Source organism: Amphritea atlantica, from assembly GCF_900111095.1.
Lineage (GTDB): Bacteria > Pseudomonadota > Gammaproteobacteria > Pseudomonadales > Balneatricaceae > Amphritea > Amphritea atlantica.
Genome location: NZ_FOGB01000003.1, coordinates 157,684 through 180,559, shown reverse-complemented (window position 1 = coordinate 180,559; position 22,876 = coordinate 157,684). Strand labels below are relative to the sequence as shown.

At 51.2% G+C, this 22,876-nt stretch carries 19 protein-coding genes and 1 pseudogene; 12 read left to right on the top strand and 8 right to left on the bottom strand.

Annotated features, from left to right (window positions below; genetic code table 11):
* Together ligA and BMY09_RS06740 are read right to left on the bottom strand one after the other, a co-directional pair.
* A complete protein-coding gene (gene ligA / locus BMY09_RS06745; RefSeq protein ID WP_091355712.1) occupies positions 1-405 on the bottom strand; it encodes a protocatechuate 4,5-dioxygenase subunit alpha in 405 nt (134 codons plus the stop codon).
* A gap of 174 nt (positions 406-579) precedes the next feature.
* Complete coding sequence (locus tag BMY09_RS06740) at positions 580-1,767, bottom strand: benzoate/H(+) symporter BenE family transporter (protein WP_175483458.1); 1,188 nt, start codon at positions 1,765-1,767, stop codon at positions 580-582.
* 145 nt (positions 1,768-1,912) lie between these two features.
* Between BMY09_RS06740 and BMY09_RS06735 the strand changes: the two genes are divergently transcribed.
* The 3 genes and pseudogenes from BMY09_RS06735 to BMY09_RS06720 all read left to right on the top strand — a co-directional run bounded on the left by BMY09_RS06735 (position 1,913) and on the right by BMY09_RS06720 (position 5,241).
* Positions 1,913-2,800, top strand: coding sequence for a LysR family transcriptional regulator (locus tag BMY09_RS06735; protein ID WP_091355705.1), 888 nt, complete (start codon positions 1,913-1,915; stop codon positions 2,798-2,800).
* A 706-nt stretch (positions 2,801-3,506) separates the two neighbouring features.
* Positions 3,507-4,292, top strand: a complete 786-nt coding sequence (locus BMY09_RS06725; protein WP_091356248.1) for a type IV toxin-antitoxin system AbiEi family antitoxin — start codon at positions 3,507-3,509, stop codon at positions 4,290-4,292.
* Positions 4,225-5,241 (top strand): annotated as a pseudogene (locus BMY09_RS06720) (nucleotidyl transferase AbiEii/AbiGii toxin family protein). Before BMY09_RS06725 ends, BMY09_RS06720 begins: the two are co-directional and overlap by 68 nt.
* Positions 5,242-5,450: 209 nt before the next feature.
* Here the strand turns inward: BMY09_RS06720 and trpB are convergent.
* Positions 5,451-6,653, bottom strand: coding sequence for a tryptophan synthase subunit beta (trpB, locus tag BMY09_RS06715; protein ID WP_091355699.1), 1,203 nt, complete (start codon positions 6,651-6,653; stop codon positions 5,451-5,453).
* 158 nt (positions 6,654-6,811) lie between these two features.
* Positions 6,812-7,060 (bottom strand): hypothetical protein, encoded by a 249-nt coding sequence (locus tag BMY09_RS06710; protein ID WP_139203141.1) that lies wholly within the window; start codon positions 7,058-7,060, stop codon positions 6,812-6,814.
* 110 nt (positions 7,061-7,170) lie between these two features.
* Between BMY09_RS06710 and pdxB the strand changes: the two genes are divergently transcribed.
* From pdxB to BMY09_RS06685, 5 genes are all read left to right on the top strand, one after another.
* Positions 7,171-8,316, top strand: a complete 1,146-nt coding sequence (pdxB, locus tag BMY09_RS06705) for a 4-phosphoerythronate dehydrogenase PdxB (RefSeq protein WP_091355694.1) — start codon at positions 7,171-7,173, stop codon at positions 8,314-8,316.
* Between the two features lie 107 nt (positions 8,317-8,423).
* Complete coding sequence (locus BMY09_RS06700; protein ID WP_091355692.1) at positions 8,424-9,146, top strand: flagellar brake protein; 723 nt, start codon at positions 8,424-8,426, stop codon at positions 9,144-9,146.
* On the top strand, positions 9,147-10,259 hold the full coding sequence (locus BMY09_RS06695; RefSeq protein ID WP_091355689.1) for an ATP-NAD kinase family protein: 1,113 nt from the start codon (positions 9,147-9,149) through the stop codon (positions 10,257-10,259).
* 96 nt (positions 10,260-10,355) lie between these two features.
* The gene (locus tag BMY09_RS06690; RefSeq protein ID WP_091355686.1) at positions 10,356-10,607 is read left to right on the top strand and encodes a hypothetical protein; all 252 of its coding nucleotides are present in this window, start codon (positions 10,356-10,358) and stop codon (positions 10,605-10,607) included.
* Positions 10,608-10,792: 185 nt separating this feature from the next.
* On the top strand, positions 10,793-11,359 hold the full coding sequence (locus BMY09_RS06685; protein ID WP_091355684.1) for a hypothetical protein: 567 nt from the start codon (positions 10,793-10,795) through the stop codon (positions 11,357-11,359).
* Positions 11,360-11,599: 240 nt separating this feature from the next.
* Here BMY09_RS06685 and BMY09_RS06680 read toward each other — a convergent pair whose 3' ends face one another.
* The gene (locus BMY09_RS06680) at positions 11,600-12,184 is read right to left on the bottom strand and encodes a HupE/UreJ family protein (protein ID WP_091355682.1); all 585 of its coding nucleotides are present in this window, start codon (positions 12,182-12,184) and stop codon (positions 11,600-11,602) included.
* A 407-nt stretch (positions 12,185-12,591) separates the two neighbouring features.
* Here BMY09_RS06680 and BMY09_RS06675 point away from each other — a divergent pair, with 407 nt between their 5' ends.
* Positions 12,592-15,327 carry a bifunctional acetate--CoA ligase family protein/GNAT family N-acetyltransferase gene (locus BMY09_RS06675; protein WP_091355679.1) on the top strand — a complete coding sequence of 912 codons (2,736 nt, stop codon included), beginning with the start codon at positions 12,592-12,594 and terminating at the stop codon, positions 15,325-15,327.
* Between the two features lie 124 nt (positions 15,328-15,451).
* Here BMY09_RS06675 and BMY09_RS06670 read toward each other — a convergent pair whose 3' ends face one another.
* Positions 15,452-15,760, bottom strand: a complete 309-nt coding sequence (locus BMY09_RS06670; protein ID WP_091355677.1) for an ArsR/SmtB family transcription factor — start codon at positions 15,758-15,760, stop codon at positions 15,452-15,454.
* A 207-nt stretch (positions 15,761-15,967) separates the two neighbouring features.
* Here BMY09_RS06670 and BMY09_RS06665 point away from each other — a divergent pair, with 207 nt between their 5' ends.
* From BMY09_RS06665 to BMY09_RS06655, 3 genes are read left to right on the top strand one after another with little or no spacing between them, the layout of a single operon-like run.
* Entirely contained in the window at positions 15,968-18,526 is a 2,559-nt protein-coding gene (locus BMY09_RS06665; protein WP_091355675.1) for an efflux RND transporter permease subunit, read from the top strand.
* Complete coding sequence (locus tag BMY09_RS06660) at positions 18,519-19,325, top strand: outer membrane lipoprotein-sorting protein (RefSeq protein ID WP_091355671.1); 807 nt, start codon at positions 18,519-18,521, stop codon at positions 19,323-19,325. The genes BMY09_RS06665 and BMY09_RS06660 overlap by 8 nt, the downstream gene beginning before the upstream one ends.
* Positions 19,326-19,363: 38 nt before the next feature.
* A complete protein-coding gene (locus tag BMY09_RS06655) occupies positions 19,364-20,701 on the top strand; it encodes a DUF1302 family protein (RefSeq protein WP_245756517.1) in 1,338 nt (445 codons plus the stop codon).
* A gap of 67 nt (positions 20,702-20,768) precedes the next feature.
* Here BMY09_RS06655 and BMY09_RS06650 read toward each other — a convergent pair whose 3' ends face one another.
* Both BMY09_RS06650 and BMY09_RS06645 read right to left on the bottom strand, forming a co-directional pair.
* The gene (locus tag BMY09_RS06650) at positions 20,769-21,326 is read right to left on the bottom strand and encodes a DUF5610 domain-containing protein (protein WP_091355669.1); all 558 of its coding nucleotides are present in this window, start codon (positions 21,324-21,326) and stop codon (positions 20,769-20,771) included.
* A 117-nt stretch (positions 21,327-21,443) separates the two neighbouring features.
* Positions 21,444-22,721 carry a GGDEF domain-containing protein gene (locus BMY09_RS06645; protein WP_091355667.1) on the bottom strand — a complete coding sequence of 426 codons (1,278 nt, stop codon included), beginning with the start codon at positions 22,719-22,721 and terminating at the stop codon, positions 21,444-21,446.
* Positions 22,722-22,876: the final 155 nt, after the last annotated feature.

Genomic DNA, 22,876 nt, shown 5'->3' with positions numbered 1-22,876 from the left:
TTAATTCCCATCCTTTATTGAACGCAGGCCTTCAGGAGAGCGACCACCGGCGATCATCATTGCCTGGTAGTCTTCCGGGGTCATACCGGTCATGGTGCCGACCGCTTGCAGGAAGCTTAAACCATCGGTTGAAAACACTTTCGCTAAAAAGTAGATATTGCCGCCCTCATCAAGGGCAGCATTGTAGTCGCGATCGAGAATGGTCTGCTTCTGCGCTTCGGTCATCGGCCACTCGTCGAGATAGGCCCGCTCATCGGCTTTAAAACGTTCGCGGTTTTCCGGTTTCATCAGGCTCATGCAAAACTGGTTTAACCAGTAACCTTTTCTGCCCCGCTGGGCGGTATACACCCGGGTACCCGGAATATCTTCGAACTCGGCGAGATACTCATGAATTGATTGTTTCATTATATTTTTCTCATTTTTTTCACAGCTATAGAACGTGCATCGCTTGTCCCGACGTCAGTCACAGAGTTAAACGATGAATGGAAATAGTATAGGGGATCGATCAGGCTAACCCAATCGACGGGAGGCCGTATACGGCCTGTCAATCATTCAATTTTTGCGTCTCGCTATAAGTATTCAGCTCCGCCTGAACCAGGCCTGCATATTTTCCCGTTTCTGATACAACACAGCGTAGCTTAGCAAGCCGATAATCACTCCCCAGAACGCGGCACCAATGCCCAGATAATTCATCCCTGACGCGGTGACGACAAAGGTGATCAGCGAAGCTTCAAAGTGAGAACTCTCCTGTGCCGCCCCCAGCAGATTACTGGAGATAGCCCCCAGCAGCGCAAGCCCTGCCAGCACCTCAACAAAGTGTTCCGGCAGTGCCGCCAGCAGCGCAATGATAGTGCCAGAAAAGGTAGCGCCAATCAGATAGAACACACCATTAGAGATGCCTGCGATGTATCGTTTGTCGGGATTTGGATGGGCATCCTTACCGGTGCAGAGTGCCGCTGTAATCGCAGCAATCACCGTGGTGATCCCCCCAAAGAATGCGGTAATTACGGATATGGCACCGGTACAGATAAATATGGGCCGGGCCGGGGTGTTGAACCCTGAGGCTTTGAGAATGGCAAAGCCCGGTAGAAACTGGCCACTCAGGCTGACAATGACCAGCGGAATGGCAAGACTGAGGGTGGCGTTAAAGCTGAATTCTGGCGCGATAAACACCGGAGAAGTGAAGCTTAGTTCTACCGATTGCAGATTGGTTTCTCCTAACAGCATCGCCCCCGCGAGACCGGTGATCAATAGCAACAACAGACAGTATTTGGGTAGCAGGCGTCTGAATATCAGGTAGCTGGCGATCATCAGAATACTCAGCTCAGGCATAAACTGGATCGCCAGAAATGCTTTAATCCCGAATTGAAACAGAATTCCGGCCAGCATCCCGTGGGCGATCCCTCTGGGGATAGCGCTCATGATGCGGTCAAAGTAACCCGAGAACCCCAGCAGAATAAGCAGAAACGCGGCTGTAATATAAGCGCCAACGGCTTCATTCAGGGATAGCTCGGGAAAGAGGGTAATCAGCAGCGCCGTTCCGGGGGCAGACCAGGCCGTAATGATGGGGGCCTTAAACCAGATGCTCAGGAATATGCCTGAAACAGCCGCACCGATAGAGATAGCCCAGACCCAGGAAGCCATCATTTCGTTGCTGACATCCGCACTTTGCGCCGCCTGATAGAAAATCACCAGCGGGCCGGAATAGGAGATCAGTACGGCCAGCAGTCCGGCGGTAATCGCCGATAATGAGAGATCTTTATGCATGATTGGAGCTATCCCGATTTAGTGGATTATTGTTTAGTATACCTAGTATATATTCTGGATAAATCGAGATAATCAGCGGTTTTAGAGATAAACTGTTTGGAAAAGCTGAATAATAGACTGTTGTTGAAACATAAAGGGGTGAGAATTGGACAGACTGTTTGCTATGCAGATTTTTACCCGCATTGTCGATAGCGGCAGTTTTACCCAGGCGGCAAAGGAGCTGAATATCTCCAGGGCTTCGGCAACATCGATGCTGAAACAGCTGGAACAAAGCCTTGGCGTCAGGTTGCTTCACCGCACGACCCGCCGGGTGAATCCTACCGTCGATGGCCGGTTTTATTATCAGCGCTGTCGCAACATACTCGAACAGGTGAGCGAAACAGAGGAACTTCTCTCCCAGGTAGCCGCTATGCCTCGGGGGCCTCTGCGTGTGGATCTACCCAATAGCTTCTCCCGTCTGGAAGTGATTCCCCGGCTACCTGAGTTTTGCGCCAGCTATCCCGATGTTGAGTTGTTGCTGAGTGCCGGTGACCGGGTGATCAATCTGGTAGAGGAGTCGGTCGATTGTGCCATCAGGATCGGCACGCTGACAGATACCCCTTCGAATATTTCCCGACCACTGACACCACTGCGGCAGGTCACCTGCGCCAGTCCGCTCTATCTTAATCGGTTTGGTTTACCGCAGAGATTCAGTGATTTTGAAAGACATCAATGCGTTGAGTACCGCTCGACCTCCAGTGGAGAGGTGGAACCGCTGGAGTTTCTGCTGGATGGACAGCTGCAACAGCAAACCCTGCCCGCGCTGATCTCTGTGAGCAATGGTGACTCCTATGTGGCGGCCTGTGAAGCGGGCATGGGGATTATTCAGATACCGGAATACCATATCCGGCGTCAGCTTGAAGCAGGCACACTGGTTGAGATTCTGCCCGACATTCGCCCCCCTTCATTACCGCTCTCAGTGCTCTACAGCCATCACTCGCATATGAAACCAGCTTTAAGAGTGTTTATCGACTGGATGGTGAAGCATTTTTAAAGATATTCGTGTTTCTACATAGCTCATAGCGTCGATAGAGCTTCTGGCGTTAAGTGCAGTCATTAAGCAGGAAAGTACTGAGTTTCTACAAATTATTGCTGACCTTCAGAGCACAGCTTAGTAGTATCATGGTTAACCGCCTGATAATTAAGCAACTCAGCTGTGCTTCGAGGGAACGATGGCTTTGATGACACCTGAAACACCACACAGCAACTTTGCCTTCCTGGCAGAGTATGATCCGATCTTTCAACAGCTGGCTAACGCAGCGGAAAGGTCTTTTTCCAGAGACCCCAACACCACGCTGATCAAGCTACGTCAATTAGCCGAAGCCTTAAACTTGTGCATCCATGCACTCGGGGCTTCGCCCCAGCCTGCGGCTGCCCAAATTCGATCCCGTCGAATTTGTCGCGGCGAACTCACCGCCGACTGGCGCGCATAGAACCTAGATCTGATCAGTCGTAAAAATTCAGCCGAAGCCCTGCTTGAACGTATCAAAGCCCTGCTTGAACGTATCAAAGCCGAGCGCGGGGCGATGCAACTGAAGAAGAGGGCCTGAACCCGGAAACCTGCTTAACTCTGTCACAACGTTATTTGGTTTAGCTTGTAGGTTTTAGTCATACTTAAAGTATGAATAATTTATTTTTAATAAACTATTTAATGCGCTATGGTTTACTATAATGATTATATTAATACCTTAGGTGTGATTATGTCATATAAATTAAACTGGCTGGTTAGCAATACGTCTCCTGGTTCTCTGGTGTTGCAGCAATGGCTATCGGAGAATGGTATCAGCTACTCCCTGGCGCAAAAGTATTGGGAAAGCGGCTGGCTGAAGAAACTGGGTGCCGGTGTTTATTATCGTCCCGGGCCGGGGGATCAGCCTAAGCCTGATTGGACCGAGGCGCTGAAAGCGCTCATCCAGCAGCTGCACCTGCCCGTTCACTTGGCTGGTCTGAGCAGTCTTAACCATCAGGGGCTGAGTCACTATTTACAGATAAACTCAGAGACGGTTTGGGTTGGCACTAAAGAAAAACAAGCCTTGCCCAAGTGGTTTCGTGAGTTTGGTCAGGACTGGCAGTATTGTGGCAATCACAAACTCAGCGAGCAGGTCGAAAAAGATTTTATTACGCGCTCTGTTAATGGCCGGGAGCTAAGGTTGAGTAGCCCGGAGTTGGCGGCTTACGAGGTTGTTGATGCTATAGGTAAACATATCAGCTTCGAACATGCGGCTGAGCTGTTCCAGGGGTTAGTCAGCCTGAGTCCTCGAAAAGTACAGTCAATTCTAAGTCGAAGCCGCTCAGTTAAGACTAACCGGGTCTTCCTCTATCTGAGTCATTATTATGATCATCCATGGGTGAAGCGTCTTGATGAATCCGTGATAGCGCTTGGTGCAGGAAAACGTCAGGTGGTATCGCTGGGCAGATATGATGAGCGTTACCAGATCACGGTACCTGTATCGTTTAGTCGTAACAGTGGACACCATGATGATTAATAAGAGTTCTGTTTATTATCAACAAGTGTCTCTGGTGATAAAGATGTTGTCAGTCGTCGCTGGCGAAAATGTTTTTGCCTTGAAAGGTGGCACGGCCATCAATCTGTTTATCCGAGATTTCCCGCGTTTGTCTGTCGATATTGATTTAGCTTAGCTGCCTTTAGACATAAGGGATGACGCTCTGACAAATGCTCGTGCCGCATTGATGAGGATGAAAGCGGAGATTAATGCCCAGCCAGTATTGACTGCAACGCTTCAGGACAATAAGCCTGATGAACTGCGGGTTATTGTGACCAGTGGTACAGCCACTATCAAAATTGAAGTCTCTCCTGTTGCAAGAGGCACACTGCATGATCCTGTATCGCTTCCAGTGGTTGCATTGGTAGAGGATGAGTTTGGTTATGCAGAAATTCCGGTTGTGAGCCTGCCTGATCTTTATGGTGGCAAGTTGTGTGCGGCAATGGATCGGCAGCATCCGAGAGATCTGTTTGATGTGCAGATGTTATTAGCCCATGAGGGCATTTCCCGAGAGATATTTATTGGTTTTCTGGCTTATGTTCTAAGTCATCCAAGGCCCATCCATGAGGTTCTGGCGCCAAACTGGAAGCCTCTGGATGACGCCTATCGAACTGAATTCTCAGGCATGACGAGTGAACCTGTTGCTCTGGATATGCTATCAGCTTCAAGGGCGGAAATGATGAATTCATTACAAGCCCAAATGACAGAGCAGGATAAGATGTTTTTGTTATCGTTTAAGCGCGGAGAGCCAGACTGGTCTTTGTTCGAAGAACCTTCCGCTGCTGAGCTACCAGCAGTGCGTTGGAAGTTAAATAATATTCAGCGTTTAGCTAAAAATAAAATCAAACATAAAGAACAGCTTGAAAGGCTGGAAAGCGTATTAGACAGCTGGTTAGCTAAGGTGAATCTTGGTCCTGGCAATGATGAGTAATTGCAAGGCTTCCAAGTAACTTTGGAAAAGTCTGATGAGTGCTTTAGGTACGATCAGCTTGCGAATGTCTATAAGGGTTTATTTATAGGATAGAAAGGACCAGATCTATCACCAATCAGTCACTGATTGATTAAAAAGATCTAATCCTTTCTTTTTATTTCAGAGCTCTTTATCTCAGAACTCTTTATCTCAGAACTCTATTTAAGTACTTAAAGCCCCAATTTATCCGCCACATAATCGGCGTCTTTATCGCCCCGGCCGGACAGGTTGATCAGAATGCTCTTATCCTTGCCCAGCTTCGGCGCTTCGCGCATCGCCCAGGCGACGGCGTGGGCGCTTTCCAGTGCCGGGATAATCCCCTCTACCTGAGACAGGGTCATAAAGGCGTTGAGACACTCTTCGTCGGTGACCGATTCATACTCAACCCGCTCAATATCTTTCAGATAGCAGTGCTGTGGGCCGACGCCCGGGTAATCCAGGCCGGAGGCGATGGAGTGAACCGGCAGTGGCTCGCCATCTTCATCCTGCAGTACATAGCATTTGAAGCCGTGAATTGCGCCCGGTGTTCCTTTTGTCAGGGTGGCGGAGTGATCTTTGGTGTCCAGACCTTTGCCTGCTGGCTCTACACCGACGATCTTCACATCTTCATCTTCAAGGAAGGCGGTAAACAGTCCCATTGCGTTGGAGCCACCACCGACACAGGCGGTGATGATGTCCGGGTTTTTACCATGCCGGTCGTTGAACTGTTGACGGGCTTCACGGCCGACAATGCTCTGGAAGTCACGCACCATTTTCGGGAAGGGGTGGGGGCCTACCACAGAACCGATGGCGTAGATAAACTCTGCCGGGTTTTTCAGATACTCTTCGAAGGCGCTATCGACGGCGTCTTTCAGGGTGGCGGTGCCCCGGGTGACCGGTACCAGTTTGCAGCCCAGAATCTTCATCTTGGTGACGTTGGGATGCTCTTTCTCGATATCCACCTGGCCCATATGGATCTCACAGGGGATGCCCACCAGGGCGCAGGCAGTGGCCAGAGCGACACCGTGCTGACCGGCACCGGTTTCCGCCAGCACTTTCTTTTTACCCATAAATTTTGCCAGCAGGGCTTCACCCAGACAGTGGTTAATTTTGTGGGCACCGGTGTGGTTCAGATCTTCCCGTTTCAGGTAGATCTGTGCGCCGCCAAGTTTTTCACTCAGACGTTTGGCATGGTAGATCGGGCTGGGGCGGCCAACATAGTCCTGATTCAGTTGCATCAGTTCGTTCTGGAACGCTTCAGTGTTGCGGATCTCTTCATAAGCCTGATCGATCTCGTCCATCACCTGCTTGAGTTCCGGGGGGATAATCTGGCCACCGTAATTACCGAAATAGCCCTCTTTGTCTGGCATCGGGGCAAAATCAAACTTACTCATAAGACCTCTCTTAGCTCATATCTGACGGCCAGTGTTGTGATACCGTCGGCAACGATTATTTGAAATTATTGTATTATGTAGAGAGGAATATATCGCTGCGGTGCGCAGATGCCAACCGTTGAGTCTAATTAATTACAGGGTTGTTGCGCCGGCGCAGGTTAACCGAAATCCAGTTCGATCTGCTGCTCTTTGGAAACGGTTTTTTTAAACCCAAGGGATTTCTGCTTTCGGCTGATCTCCCGGAGCTGTGCCCGGGCTTCGTGGTAACAGTGAAAGATAGTGTGATGCACAGACCCTTTGTTATTCAGGGTATTGCCCCAGGATTCACTCAGCACCCAGTCCCCCATCAGATCCTGATAGAGTCGGACAATGAAATAATCCTGTTGTCTGCGCCAGCGAATAATCAAAAAACTACCCGAGTAAATTTGTCCGGAAATGATGTCAAACCGTAAGGCGGGCAATTATAATCGGCGTTTCGCCCCTTAACCAGCTGATTTTATAACCTTTGGAGTGATCATTGAAACCATCCCGACTGAACATCGTGGCAGATGAAAATATTCCTGCACTGGCGCGTTTATTTGGCCATCTGGGCGAGATTCATACGTTGCCGGGCAGAACCATTCAGAACAGCGATCTGCAACACGCTGACATGCTGTTGGTGCGTTCAGTCACCCGGGTAGATCCGCAGTTGCTGGAGAATACCCCGGTCAGATTTGTCGGAACCGCGACTATCGGTACGGACCATATCGATACCGACTGGCTACAGGCGCATAGCATCGGCTTTTCCAGCGCACCGGGCTGTAATGCCGATGCGGTGGCTGAGTATGTTATCAGTAATCTCCTGCTGGTTGCCGCAGAACAGGGCTTTAAGCTGACAGAGCGTGTTGTTGGTATTGTCGGGGTGGGTAATGTTGGCCGGCGTTTGCAGCAGCGGCTGACCGATCTGGGGGTGACATTAGTATTGAATGATCCTCCCCGTGCAGCTGCGGGCGAAACCGGGTTTATCGCGCTTTCTGCGCTATTAGCGCAGGCCGATATTATCTGTCTGCATACGCCACTGACTAAAACAGGAGATCATCCCAGCTTTCATCTGCTGAATGCGGATAATCTCGAACATATTAAGCCTGGGGCGGTATTACTGAACGCCGGACGGGGACCGGTCATCGACAATAAGGCGCTGCTCAACTGGCACCGGGGGCGTTCAGATGTGACACTGTTACTGGATGTCTGGGAGGAGGAACCAGTGGTGGACTCGCAGTTGGCACAACGGGTGCGCATTGGCACACCCCATATCGCCGGTTATAGCCTCGATGGTAAAATTCGCGGCACCTGGATGCTATATCGGGCGTTTTGCCAGCAACAGGGGATAGCCCCGGCTATTGAGCTGGCGGATTGTCTGGCCAGTGCCGGGTCGGCACCCGACATTCAGCTGGATGGATCGGAGACGCTGACCGATATCGTTCACGCTATCTATCAGCCAGAGGCCGATTTTCAGCGCTTTATGGACTCGCTGGTGGATACTGACCTGCAACCGCAGGCGTTTGATCTGCTAAGGAAAAACTACCCGGTGCGCCGGGAGTTTGTCGCGGCAACGTTGTCTGGCGTCAAGCCCTCACCTGAGCTTGCAAAGCAGTTGACGGCGGTGGGGTTTTGTCCGGACTGAGCAGTCTGCTGAGAAAACTTTCATTTATAAGCGTTGATGGGTTAGTTTAGCAAGCTGACTGATCTGTATAATATTTTCTTAATAATCCGCAACACGATAAGGCTCTGATGGCGCTGAAACTGGAACCCATTCAAACGGACAAAAAACTGGCTGATCTGCGTTTGCAGGTGGGCGAGCCGGTTCGGGTAGAGATCCGTGTTCCCCGGGTAAAATATACCGCTAAACTGCTGGGCTATGCAGAGAACGGTGGGGTTATGATCTCAGCGCCACCGCCGAAAAGTGGTGTGCCGACACTGATAAATGAGGGCAATCTCGCCAGTCTGCGTCTGATCAGTGGTAACCGCATCTGCAACTTCACCAGTAAGATACTGAAACAATACGATCAGCCGTTCAGTTACTGGCTGCTGGAATACCCCGCAACCATTGAGCTGAGACGGATCAGGGAGCACAGCCGGATTCCCGTGAGTCTCAGTTGCTCTATTGATGATTACGATGAGATGGCGGAGAGTGACGGCCTTCCGGTAAATGCGCTCTGTGTTGATATCAGCCGCGAGGGCGTCTGTCTGCAGTTGCCCTACGCCCTGGGCAGTGTGGGAGATCGCTTTTATCTGACGACACGCTTACAGATCGGTGATATCGATCAGGTTTTACTGGTGCCGGTTGAGTTAAGAAATATGCACAGCAGTGCGGCTGAGACGAGCAGTGTGCTCAATCATGGTTTTAAGTTTCTCGATCTGGATGAAGATACCCGTTTGATTATTACCGCATTTGTTTATCAGCAGTTTCTGGTTGAGACGGGCAATCTCGATCAGACCGGACAGGAGTTGTAGATGTTTCGTCTTGGCTTGATTGTGAATCCGCTGGCAGGTGTGGGGGGCAGCGTAGGCCTTAAAGGCAGTGATGGTGAAGCGACCGCATTGAAAGCGCTGGCACTGGGGGCCGAACCAAAAGCCAATCTGCGCACCCAGCAGGCACTGGAACCCCTGGCAGGGCTGGAGATTGAACTGATTACCTATCCCGGCGAGATGGGCGAGGACAGCGCTCGTATCGCTGGTTTTAAGCCACGGGTGATCGGAACTATTACTGCGGGTCACACCTGTGCTGAAGATACCGAGCGTGCGGCCCGGGAGATGGCGAAGCAGGGGGTTGATCTGATTCTGTTTGCCGGCGGTGATGGCACTGCCCGCAATATCTGTCACGCGATTGGCGATGCTACCCCGGTGCTGGGGATTCCGGCTGGCGTCAAAATTCACTCCGGGGTGTACGCGGTGACCCCGAAAGCGGCCGGGGATGTCGTCGCCATGCTGGTGCGGGGTGAGCTGGTGACACTGGCGGATCAGGAGGTGCGGGATATCGACGAAGAGGCGTTTCGCGCGGGCCGGGTCCGGGCTAAGTATTACGGCGAGCTGCTGGTACCGGAGGAGGGGCGCTTTCTTCAGCATGTCAAAAATGGCGGTCGTGAAGTTGAAGAGCTGGTGCTGGATGATATCGCCGCCGACTTCACTGAAAACATGCAGGATAACGTGCGCTATATCATGGGGTCTGGCTCCACTGTTCAGGCGATTATGGATCATCTGGGGCTGGACAATACCCTGCTGGGCGTGGATCTGATCGAGAACGGTCAACTGATCGGCAGCGATCTGACCGCGCAGCAACTGCTGGAGCTGACCGATGGATACGATACCCGGCTGGTGATCACCGTGATTGGTGGTCAGGGGCATATTATCGGTCGGGGTAATCAGCAGCTCAGTGTCGAGCTGCTCAAGCGTATCGGCCGTGAAAATATTATGGTGGTGGCAACCAAGAGCAAGATTAAAGAGCTGGAAGGCCGCCCCCTGATCGTTGACAGTGGTGATGCTGAGCTTAACCATCAGCTTGCCGGATTGATCCGTATTGTTACAGGTTATCGGGACGCGATTCTCTACCGGGTAGCCGATTACTGATATAAACCTCACTGTATTGCACAGCGTGATCCGCCGGACGGGCAAAATTCAGATTCTTTGATAAGCTTAAAGGATTGCTTTGAAGGGAGTACCACTATGGGGTTTGAATTAATATGGTTCTATCTGCGCCTGATGCTACCGGAATGGATGCACGTCAAATACCCCGATAGCAGCCATTTCTTCCGGCGAAAGTTCACGGCAGCCTATAAAGCCCGATTGCGCTGGGTGTATCGTATCTGGCTCGGTTCCGGGCTGTTGATGCTGGCCATTCCCGCCCCGCCGGTGGTAATTGGACTGGGGCTGTTTACCACTTTTATCTCCTTTTCATTGCTGGATGAAGCTGAGTGAAAGTGCTCAGCAGAGAAGATACACCGCCGATTCAGTCAGCCTGACAGAGGCTGGCTTCACCGTTGTCATCAAATAGCAATAACCCGGCAACCTGATTGTCATTTTTCCTGTTTACCCTTCGGGTGGAATATTTTCAGTCTGACGATAGATCGGTTCAGGCTATCCATATTAAACCGGGAGAAAACATGTCCTTTCTGAAACGAGCCGCTGTCGCCGCAGCGATTGCAGGTGTAACACTGTCACTGACTGCATGCCAGTCCAATGAAGTTAAACAGGAGATGGTTAAGGCACCAGTTCTGAATAACCAGGACCTGTATGAAGTTGATCATGAAGGCCGGCATTATGTTTTTGATGACTTTGCGGTTTATCAGGACTTCCTGAAAGTGGGCGAAACCTCTTTCCGCAAAGTATTTATCGGTGCCGGGCCGCACGGTGAATCTCTGGTATTTGGTCTGCGCAGCGAAGACAAGAAGAAGCTTGACGGTCTGGCTGGCGTTGATATGTACAATGGTAAGCTGCCTGCAGCAAAAGATTTTTACGGTGAAATGCGTGCAGAAGATGGTCGTTTGTATGTGTTTAATACCCTGGAAGATATGCAGGAGGTTCGTCAGAACGGTGAAGCCGCTTTCCGTCTGACTCAGATCGGTACCGGCCCAGAAGGGCAGACGGTTGTTTTCGTTCTGAATGACAGTAACAAGAAACAGTACCCTGCTGAGCTGGTTGCCCGTTTCAAAGAGATGAACGCGCTGTAAACCAGTCTGGTTGATGGTACAAGCTTAAACCCGCTAACCGCGGGTTTTCTTTTATCTGAGTAAAAAAAAGCCGGACAGAGCCCGGCTGTGAAGAGTGCTTTGAGCTGTTTTGGGTGATCAAAACAGTACAGCGGAGGTCTTACGGGGACGCGTAAGACATATCAGGCTGACGGGCAATGAGAAACCGGACAGCAGGATCAGGTGTGTGATCTGTAAGTGAGTATTGCAGCGGCCAGTCAATCAGATCGTTAACAACAGATAGCTGCCGACACTGGCGATCGCTGCACCCGCGATATGAGCCAGTCGCGGGGTTAATGTCCGGCTTGCTTTAAATATTCCCATCCCTGTCAGATGAAGGATGGCGGAGCTGCTCATAAAGCCGGCGGCAAACAGCAGCACTGACGCTCCTGATACTTCAGCGCCGTGGGCCTGGCCATGGGCACAGGCAAACAGGGCTGTCAGGGTCAGCGTTGCGATGGCAGGCAGCCGCACGGCGGTCGCAATGATCAGGCCGCAAACCAGTACAGAGGCTGCGATAGTGTGCTCAACCAGGGGCAGCACCACGCCGCCGGTTGCCATAAAAAAGCCAACGGCGAGAAACAGGATAAAGGTGACAGGGATGCTGATCCGCTGCGCTCTGTTCTGCATCGCAGCCCAGAAACCGATTGCCAGCATCGCCAGCAGATGGTCAAGACCTGAGAACGGGTGTATCAGACCGGACTGAAGACCTGACCCGGCACTGTGACCGGTATGGGCCATTGCTGGCACAGAGGTTATCAGCGTGATAAATGCTGCACTGGACATGATCATAGGGCGGAGTTTCATCTGTGCTACCTTTTATTCTATTAATTCACGTTTATCGGCTAATGATTGCCCACCCGCCAGAGGGGGATCAGGCTCTATACAGTTTTATATAGCAAATGTGGGGCCAGAACAGCTATTGCCTCTTATGATTATTAAGCTTTGCTGTTACTCCCGTGGTTGCAGGCTGTCAGCTGTGAAGTGTTGCCGGTGCTGCAGACGTTGCTAGACTGAACTGGTAACTTACTTACCAGTTGGCAGCATTATTGGTTTGAACATGTGTTTTTACCCACTTTGGCAGGGCTTTATGACTTTAATCACGGTTATTCGCGCAATAATGTTTGTGCTGCACCTGCGTAATATGGAAGATATAGATTCAGTCATTCGATCAGATTAACGGGTCAGTCCTGAAGGTCTGCGGAGTAAGTCTCTTGAGTACAAAATATCTCAAACGTTTTTTTAAGCCTAAATCGATTGCGGTGTTCGGAGCCTCTGAGAAAGAGAACAGCATGGGTGGTGTGGTGCTGCAAAACCTGCTGGATAGCGGGTTTCAGGGTAAGCTTATGGCGGTTAACAAGCGTGGCTATGAGACCGTTTATGGTGTCACCTGTTACAGCGGATTAACCAAGCTGCCAGAGATGCCGGACCTGGCGATCATCTGTTCGCCACCGGAGAGTGTCGCTGAACTGATCCGTAAACTGGGTGCTAATATGGTGAAGGCCGCTATGATTCTGACAGGCGGTCTGTCTATTGCCAGCGAACCTCTGGGTAAAAGTATGCGGGATGAGATTATGGAGGCCGCCAGGCCCTATGGTATCCGTATACTGGGACCCGACTGCATGGGGATGCTGGTGTCTGGCCATAAGATGAATGCCAGCTATTCTCATCTGAATATCCGCAAGGGTAAAGTGAGTTATGTCGGGCAGTCCGGTCTGTTGGGCACAGCAATGATTGACTGGGCTAACGGACAGGAGATCGGCTTTTCCCACTTTCTCACGCTCGGCGAAGGGGTTGATATCGACCTGCCGTCGATTATCGATTACTTTGCTCAGGACCCCTACACCCAGTCGATTCTGATTCAACTGGATCATCTGGTTGGCTCCTCCCGTAATCTGCTCAGCTCTTTGCGGGCGGCCTCGCGTAACAAACTGGTGCTGGTGCTCAAATCCAATATGATCTTCGATGAAGATAAGGACAGTCAGCCAGCGCTGGGCATTAAAGATGAAGATCTGGTCTACGATGCGGCGCTGCGCCGTGCCGGTGTTGTTCGGGTGGACACTGTCGATCAGCTCTATAATGCTCTGGAAACGCTGTCGCGGATGAAGCCGATGCGGGGTGAGCGGCTGGCGCTGGTCTGTAATGGTATGGGCCCCAATGCTCTGGCGACGGATCAGCTGTTGCGTAGAGGGGGAGAGCTGTCGCAGCTGTGTGACGAGACGGTGACCGCGTTACGGGAGATAATGCCGGACCACTGGAATCTGAAAAACCCGATCGATCTGCACTCGGATGCGACGCCGGAGCGTTTCGCCCGGGTAACTCAGTTATTAACCAAAGACCCCAATGTGGATGCCGTACTGGTGATTCATGCCCCCACGCGGATGGCCCCCGGTGTGGCAACTGCTGAAGAGATTATTAAGGTGTCCCGTAATACACCGCGCAATATTCTCACCTGCTGGATGGGGCGAAGTACGGCGATTGAGTCACGTAACCATTTTAACGCTGCCGGAGTGACCACATTTATCACCCCCGAAGAAGCGGTCGATGCATTCATGCATATGGTGGAGTTTCGCCGTAATCAGGAAGTGATGAAGCAGACTCCCGCGCCTTTTGAAGATCCCAATGAGCGGAACCATCAGCGGGCCAAAGCCCTGATTGCTGATGCAATGGCACAGGGGCGTGACTACCTGACGCATAACGAAGCAACAGATCTGCTGGATCAGTATGATATTCCGGTCTCCCATACCCAGTATGCTGATGATGTAGATGGGGTGGTCGATATTGCTAAAAAACTGGGGGGTGCCGTCGCCTTAAAAGTGATGCATCGGGAAAATATCTATCCGTTTAACTACGACAATAAAAATCACCCCCGCTGGAAAGATCAGGCGATGGATCTGTTCTCCTCTAATGAGGTCAGGCAGGCCGCTACACAGCTGGCCTACCGGGTGAGAGAACGCTTTCCTGACGATGAAGTTCTGGGGGTCTGTGTGCAGCAGATGAAGCGGGGCTTCCAGTCGCTGCAGATCAATATGGGGATCACCCGTGATCCGGTGTTCGGGCCGCTGCTGGTGTTTGGTAACGGAGGGTATTCCGTTGATGTTCTTGCGGACCGGCAAGTGATGCTACCGCCGCTGAATCTCAGTCTGGCCCGTCAATTGATCATGACGTCACATATCTATTCTGTGCTGAAAGAGAGCAGTGAACAGCTTGAGAGAGATCTGGAGCAGCTTAGTAATCTGCTGATTAAGCTATCACAGATGGTGGTTGAGCTGCCCAACCTTAAAGGTCTGGAGATTAACCCGATGCTGATTAACCGGCGGGGAGCATTGGCTGTTGATGTCGCGGTCTCTTTGGGCGAGCCATCCGTGCTGGCGATCTCACCCTATCCTGAGTATCTCAGTGAACATATTTCACTGCGTAAATCGGGGCGTAAGGCGATGGTCAGAGCGATACGGGGAGAGGATGAACCTAACCATCTGGAGTTTTATAACAAACTGAGTCCGGAATCGATCCGCCTGCGTTATTTCTATAGCCGTGGCATACCAACCCATCAGGAGCTGGCTAACTGGACGCAGATTGACTACGACCGGGAGATGGCCTTTATCGTGACAGCTCCCAGACAGGGGGCGCCGGGTTGGGAAACCCTGGGGGTTGTCCGGGCGGTGACCGATGCTGATAATGTACGTGCTGAGTTCTCGGTCGTCATCCGGGATGACCTGCAGGGAGAGGGGCTGGGCGCGGTACTGATGCAGAAAGCGATCGATTACTGTAAAGCACGGGGCACCTTGCTGCTGATGGGATCAACCCTGACCTCTAATAAAGGGATGCAGGGGCTGGCACAGAAGCTGGGCTTCAAAAATCACTACAACATGGAAGAAGATGTGGTGGAGATGGAGATGATGCTGAATGAGCCAACTGAAGACTGGCAGCGTTACCGACTGCAGAATTAAAACGGTATTGAACGAAAAAACCATCCGGTGACGGATGGTTTTTTTGTTAAGCGCTGATCTTCAGGGCTTTTGTTCCGGACTTATGTTCGGGCTTATGTTCCGGGCTTTACCTCAGTTTTTTACTTCAGACGGTAGGGCAGAACATCTCATGCAGTGTGTGAATAATCCGGGTGGCAGTATCGCCAGAGAGTGAGTAGTAGATTGTCTGAGACTCCCGTCGGGTGCTCACCAGGCCATCTTTACGCAGCACTGCCAGATGCTGTGACAAAGCTGACTGACTCAGATCCAGGCAGTGGTTGAGTTCGCTGACTGAAAGCTCTTTACCATCCAGGTAGCAAAGAATCAGCAAGCGACTCTCGTTCCCCAGCGCTTTCATCAGTTTAGCGGCTTTACTGGAGTTCACTTTCATCATGGCCAGTGTTTCCGGTGTCATCTGCTGGGATGCTGTATTCAATCTGTCCTCCGCTTTTTATTATTCTGCAGGTCATATAAAACGCTCTCATTGCCCTACAATGTAGGGGTTATTTTACTTTAGTGGCTATTAATTCGCAATTTACTAATGTAGTACTTTTAAATATTAGTATATGCTAATATACTAATCAAACAATAGCTTTAACTATAAGTAAAACAGGACTAACAGATGCTGCAAACGACACTGGTTAATCTATCAATGAATCGCCCCAGGTGGGTGTTCTTCGGGGTGTTACTGCTGACCGTGATAGCCGGTTTGCAGATTCCGTCTATCAAGGTGGATACGGATCCTGAGAATATGTTGCCCGCTGATAATGCTGCCCGGGTGTTTCATGATCATGTGAAAGAGCGTTTCGGACTGCACGACATGATTGTTGTCGGTGTGGTGAATGACTCGGCTGGGGGCATCTATAATCAGCAGAGTTTGTCTGAACTGCAGCAACTGTCAGATGCTATCGTACAGATGGATGGTGTTGTCAGCCAGGACCTGATGTCGCTGGACCGTGTCGATAATATCAGCCAGGAGGGGCCGGGGACGATCCGTTTCGAGTGGATGATGAAACAGGTGCCCACCGATCAGGCCGGTATCGATCAGATCCGCACCTCGGTTGAACGCTTACCCTTGCTGAACAACACGTTGGTCTCGGGTGACGGCAAGGCGGCGGGTATCTATATCCCGATTACGCAAAAATCTGAGAGTTATCGTATTTCCGGACTGATTCAGACAGAGATCAGCAAACTCAGCGGTAACAATCAGTATTACATCTCCGGTTTACCGGTCGCGGAAGATACCTTTGGCGTTGAGATGTTTATCCAGATGGCGATCTCTGCGCCGCTGGCGGGCCTGATGATCTTTATCCTGATGTGGGTATTTTTCCGCAGCTTTCTGCTGATCACCGCTCCAATGCTGGTGGCGATGGGATCGGTGATTATTACCATGGGGCTGCTGATCGGTCAGGGTTATACCGTCCATATTATGAGTTCGATGATTCCGATCTTCCTGATGCCGATTGCGGTGGTCGACTCAGTGCATATTTTGTCTGAGTTTGCGGACCGTTATCGTCCGGGGGAAGACCCCAAAGTAGCGTTGAAAGAGGTATTGGGGCATCTGTTTACGCCTATGCTATACACCTCTGTCACCTCTGCCGTGGGTTTCGCTTCGCTGGCCTTCACGCCGATCCCGCCGGTACAGATCTTCGGTCTGCATGTGGCATTCGGTATTATGCTGGCGTTTGTGCTTACTATTACGCTGGTGCCGGCGTATATCATCAGCCTGTCACCCAAGCGGATGGCGCAGATGAAGGACCATAATATTGATGAGGACGATAACTCGTTCCTGGGGCGTTTACTGATCTTCACAGGGCGTTTTTCAATCGCCCGGGCCAAAGGCCTGTTAGTCCTGTTTGTGCTGATTGTGGTGGGCAGTGCCTATGGTGTGGCGCAGATTCAGATTAACGATAACCCGGTACGCTGGTTTAAACCCGATCACCCTCTGCGTGTGGCTGACCGGGTGATGAACCATCATTTCCCCGGAACCTATAATGCTTTTCTGGTGTTGGATAAGACCGGTGATCTGCGCAGCGGACTGGAGCAATCCTTGCAGACCCGGGCTGCGAAAGAGGGGGTTGAGCTACAGCAAAAACTGGATAGCGTTACTGCTGAAAGCTTCATCGAATATACCAATGCACTGATCAACCTGTTCGATCAGCTCAGTTATGACGACAGTGATCATGAAACCCTGTGGCTTGATCTTCTGGATATGACTGAAAAGGCTCAGATAAACAGTAAGTATTTTCTGACACCTGATGCAATGACATATCTGGATGGACTGCAAACCTTCCTTGATGACTCTGAATATGTGGGTAAGAGTAATGGCCTGCCAACGTTGTTGAAAACGGTTTATCGTGAGCTTCAGGGCGGGGCGGCAGACCAGTATCGTCTGCCATCGACCGCTGCGGCGGCGGCACAGACCGTTTTGAGCTTCCAGGGGTCGCACCGTCCCAACGACCTGTGGCATATGGTGACACCGGATTATCGTTCGACCGTTTTGTGGTTGCAGTTAAGTAGTGGCGATAACCAGGATATGAACCGGGTGCTGAAATTGGTCGATGGCTATGTTGCGGATCATCCGTTGCCGGAAGGGGTTAAACTCAACTGGGCGGGCCTTACCTACATTAACGTTGTCTGGCAGGATGAAATGGTGAATGGCATGTTAAACAGCCTGATGGGGGCATTCTTCATGGTGCTGCTGATCATGATCCTGCTGTTCCGTTCAGTCAAAATAGGCCTGCTGTCGATGTTGCCGCTGACGGTGACGATTCTCTTTATCTACGGTCTGATCGGGCTGTCAGGTAAGGACTATGATATGCCGATTGCGGTGTTGTCGGCACTGACCCTGGGGTTGTCGGTGGATTTTGCGATCCACTTTCTGGAACGTACCCGGGCGATCTATCGTGAGTGTGGCAGTTGGGAGCAGACCGTCGCGGAGGTTTATAAAGGGCCTTCCCGGGCGATCAGCCGTAACGCGGTGGTGGTCGCTATTGGCTTCACCCCTTTGCTGTTTGCCCCGCTGGTTCCTTACATTACCGTCGGTTTCTTCCTGGCAACCATCATGGCCGTGTCCGCTGTTGTCACCGTCATGTTGCTGCCAGCGGTGATGGAAATGATTAAAGACAAAGATAGTTTGTTTGGCGTCAAGCCAGGCATAAAGGAGAGTATCCATGATTAAGCAACTGTTTACCTCACTGGTAGTAGGCCTGACCCTGAGCGTTTCAGCACCGTTGTATGCAGCAGATCTGAGCGACGTTAATGAGATAGTCAATCAGGCAAACCTGGCGGCTTATTATCAGGGTGCAGATGGTCGTTCAGAAGCACGGATGCTGATTGAGGACTCTCAGGGACGGCAACAACAACGGCAGTTTACTATCCTCCGAAGAGATCATGAAGATGGTGGGGATCAGCAGTTTCTGGTTGCCTTCAGCCGGCCAGCGGATGTCCGGGGTACGGTTTTCCTGGTAGAGAAACATGCCGGTACCGATGATGATCGCTGGCTCTATCTTCCCGGTCTGGATCTGGTAAAGCGGATCTCTGCTGGCGACAAACGCACCAGCTTTGTCGGCTCTAACTATTTTTATGAAGATGTGTCCGGCCGCAATCCCGAGGAGGATAATCATCAACTGCTTGAAACCACCGCCGAGTTCTATGTGCTGGACAATACCCCTAAGGACCCTGGTTCGGTTGAGTTCAGTCATTATCGGGTGTGGATCGATAAGGTCAGCATGCTGCCGATGAAAATTGAGTATTACGATACCAGTGATAAGCTGTATCGTCGTGTTGAGGTTCTGGCAACTGAACAGGTTCAGGGGTTTCCTACGGTGACTAAATCACGGGTCAGCGATCTGGTGAGTGGTGCCAGTACCACAATGGAGTTTCGTTTTATCCGTTATGATCTGGGTATGGATAGCTCGGTCTTTACTGAACGCTCTCTGCGCAATCCGCCACGTCAGTGGCTTAAGCGTCCAGAGTAACAACGAGGGTGGTGATTAACGTGCAGGATAATTCAGTTTTGAAACCAACGGTACTGATGATCGCTCTGCTGGCTGCGGCACCTGTTGTCGCGGCCCAGCAGGAGACTTCTCCGGCAGCCAGTGATAGTGAACAGGGCTGGGGTAACGATAGCTGGAGTGATGATAGCTGGGCTGAACCGAAAAACACCCGTAACTGGCATGGTTTCATTGAGGGTGGGTTGGGCAACCGGCTGAGTTATGACCCCGCCCTCAATGACCGTTTTGCACCCGTCGATGATGCGACATTAGCGGATCTGCGTTTACGCCTGGAAACCACCGGTTATGTGGGCAATGATCGTTATACGTTGAAAGCGGATCTGTATGCTGATGGTGTTGATCAGGGACTGAGGGGGGATCTGCGTGAGGCGTCCTATACCCTGACTCCGATTGATCGCACCGACCTGAAACTGGGACAGCAGGTGCTCACCTGGGGAACCGGTGATCTGTTGTTTCTCAATGATCTGTTTCCGAAGGACTGGCAGTCATTTTTCTCTGGTCGGGATACCGAGTATCTGAAAGCCCCGGTGCTGGCAGCGAAAGCCAGCTATTATGGCGAGTCTGCCAGCCTTGATCTGGTATGGATGCCGGACTATACCTCGGACCGCTATATTAACGGTGAGCGTTTCTCATGGTTCTCGCCGCAGGCCGGACAGAACGTCGCAGCGCCGGTGGGACGAATTGATGCCGATGAACCCGCTAACAGTTTTAATAATGGCGAGTTTGCTGCCCGGCTGTCGGGCTCTGTCGATAGTACCGAGTGGGCGCTGTATGGCTATCGGGGATTTCAGAAGCAACCCAATGCTCTGGACAGCTCAGGAAATCCTGTATTTACCCGTCTGAATGTCCTCGGCGCCAGCGTGAGGGGGAACCTCGGTTCCGGGTTAGCCAATGCGGAGGTGGCTCTGCACCTGGCCGAGGATAGTGATGGCAGCGATCCCTATAAACCCAATAGTCAGTTTCGACTGTTACTCGGGTATGAGCGGGAAATGCTGCCGAAACTGACGCTGGGATTGCAGTATTATCTGGAACAAACCCTCGATTATGATGCACTTGTGGCGGCATCCCCATCGCCCTATAACCCGGAAGAGTATCGTTATCTTTATACCACCCGGCTGAGCTATCGGATGTGGCAGGATAATCTGGTCTGGTCGATGTTTGTTTTCTACTCCCCCAGTGATGACGACCACTATGTCCGGCCATCGGTCAACTATCGCTATAGTGATACTCTGAGCTTTGATCTGGGGGCGAATATCTTCGGTGGCGAAAAGTCGCATACTTTTTTCGGCCAGTTTGATAACGCCAGTAATATTTATGGCCGGGTGCGATACGCTTTCTAACTGGACATAACGATAAAAAACCGGGCATTGCCCGGTTTTTTTAGCTTAACGCTGAATAGTGTTTCTATCAGCCGGGTTGCTCTGCGTCATCAGCTGCTGCCGGGTCCGGATTGAGCAGTGTATCCATCAATGTGCTCAGTTTCTCCTGCACCAGATCATAGGTGGTATCAATATTTGCAGCGATATCCCCCTGAAGCACTTGCAGGCCATCAAGAATTTCCCGGGCATCGGCAAATCCCTGATCGATACCGCCCGAAATCAGTTTAACGAAGCTTTTTACCTGAGTCTGGTAATCCATCTCCGGGTGCTGATCCTGATAGCTGCTGAAGAAGTTCGCGCTGAGCGCAACAATGCGTTCAGCGGTTGCCGCCGGGCTAACGTCCACACCTGAATCATAGGCCTGTTGAATGGCTGAAGGGCCAAGATCAGCTTCAAGCACTTTGTTTAACTCAGTAACCGCGGTGCGATACAGAAGTGCCAGTGAATCGTTTCCTGAAGAGATACTGACATCCAGAGAGGCCTGCAGAATGGCCTGATTCTGTACTGACTTCTGTGTTGCCGCGGTTTCTTCCGTCGGTTTATTGCGCTCAGCCGCCGACTGACCCTGTATAGAACTGATCTCCATATCATCTCCTTAGCTTGTGTTGCAGGAACTTACTTGACGAGCTTTAAGTTTAGTAATGCCCGTGTTTCATGCAAGGTTATCGGCTGCCAGCGGCGTTATATGCGTGAAAGTTTTTCATCAGGAAGAGGTTTTGCGTGCGCGCGGTTGTGCGATATGACTGGCAACCGAACGGTTACGCCCCTGTTGTTTTGCCAGGTAGAGTGCTTCGTCCGCCTGTTTAATAACCGCCTGACTGTCTTTGTGTTGAGGGGTCTTTTCGCACAGTCCGATACTGATGGTCACTTCGGTGGTACCCTCTGGCCGGTTGGAGCGGTTGCGTTGCTGACGGCCCTTTTTTTCATCTCCAGGGCGATTTTTATCCCGTATCCGCATCGGATAAGCGGCAATGGTATTGCGTACTTTCTCGGCAATCTCGATTGCGCTGACTTCATCCATCCCTTTAAAAACGATAGTGAACTCCTCGCCCCCATAGCGAAAGACGGATGCGCCCCGGGCCGCTTGCTTCATCTGACTGGCGACCATTCTCAATACCTGATCCCCCACATCATGACCATATGTGTCGTTGAATTTCTTGAAATGGTCGATATCAACCATTCCCAGGGTGTAACGACGGCCAGCACTGCGCAGGGTATTTTCCAGTGCCCGACGCCCAGGCAATCCGGTTAATTCATCGATGAATGCCATACTGTATGAGTTAAATAGTACGGTAAACAGGATCAGTATTAATCCCAGTGTGCAACTGAGCACTGAGACGGATGTTTCGCCGAACAGCGCCAGCATCGCGGCAATGGCCAGGGTGATGATGACCAGGCAGGCATCTGCCAGAGTAGCTCTGAACCACAGAATCACCAGCCCCAGCAGGGTGGTGACGGCGAACAGGTATACCGCCCACTGGCTGAGCAGATAGGGATCAGAAAACATCTGAATCAAACCCACCGGCAAGGCACTGAACCAGGCAGAAAGCAGATGGTTTTGTGCGGCTAACCAGAAAAACAGATAACCACTGATAATCACGGGCAGGTGTCTTAGCAGCCAGCGACTGCTTAACCCCCGCTCAGGAATAAAGTTGATAAAAAGCTGCAGCAGCGGGAACAGCAGGCTCAGACCACTGAATAAAACAAAATTAGCGGGCTGACTGAGGCTGGTTTGAAGCTGGTTCTGAATCAACAGGAACAGGCACAACAGGTTGATCGTTGTCAGTAGTAAACGTCCCTGATTGAAACTGATGCAGAGAATGATGGCCAGCCCGCCCAGCAATGGTGGCATGTAGTTGAGAAGCTGCTGCTGGATAATATTAAGGTCGTGAAGCTGACTATGAATCACCGGTGCAAGCAGCATTAAGAAGATGCCTGGCAGCATCAATTTAATCATTTTCTGCAGATTGTAACGCGGCACCCGGTGCTCTCCTTCAGATCAGTACCGCTATCCTATCATGGTGAGAGACAGATGAACTGCAACCCATTGCGTTGCAGTTACCGGTTTGGGTAATGAGTTTGTTGTTGCAGGGTTGAGCCGGGAGAGAAATAGCAGATATAAAAAATGCCGCGCTG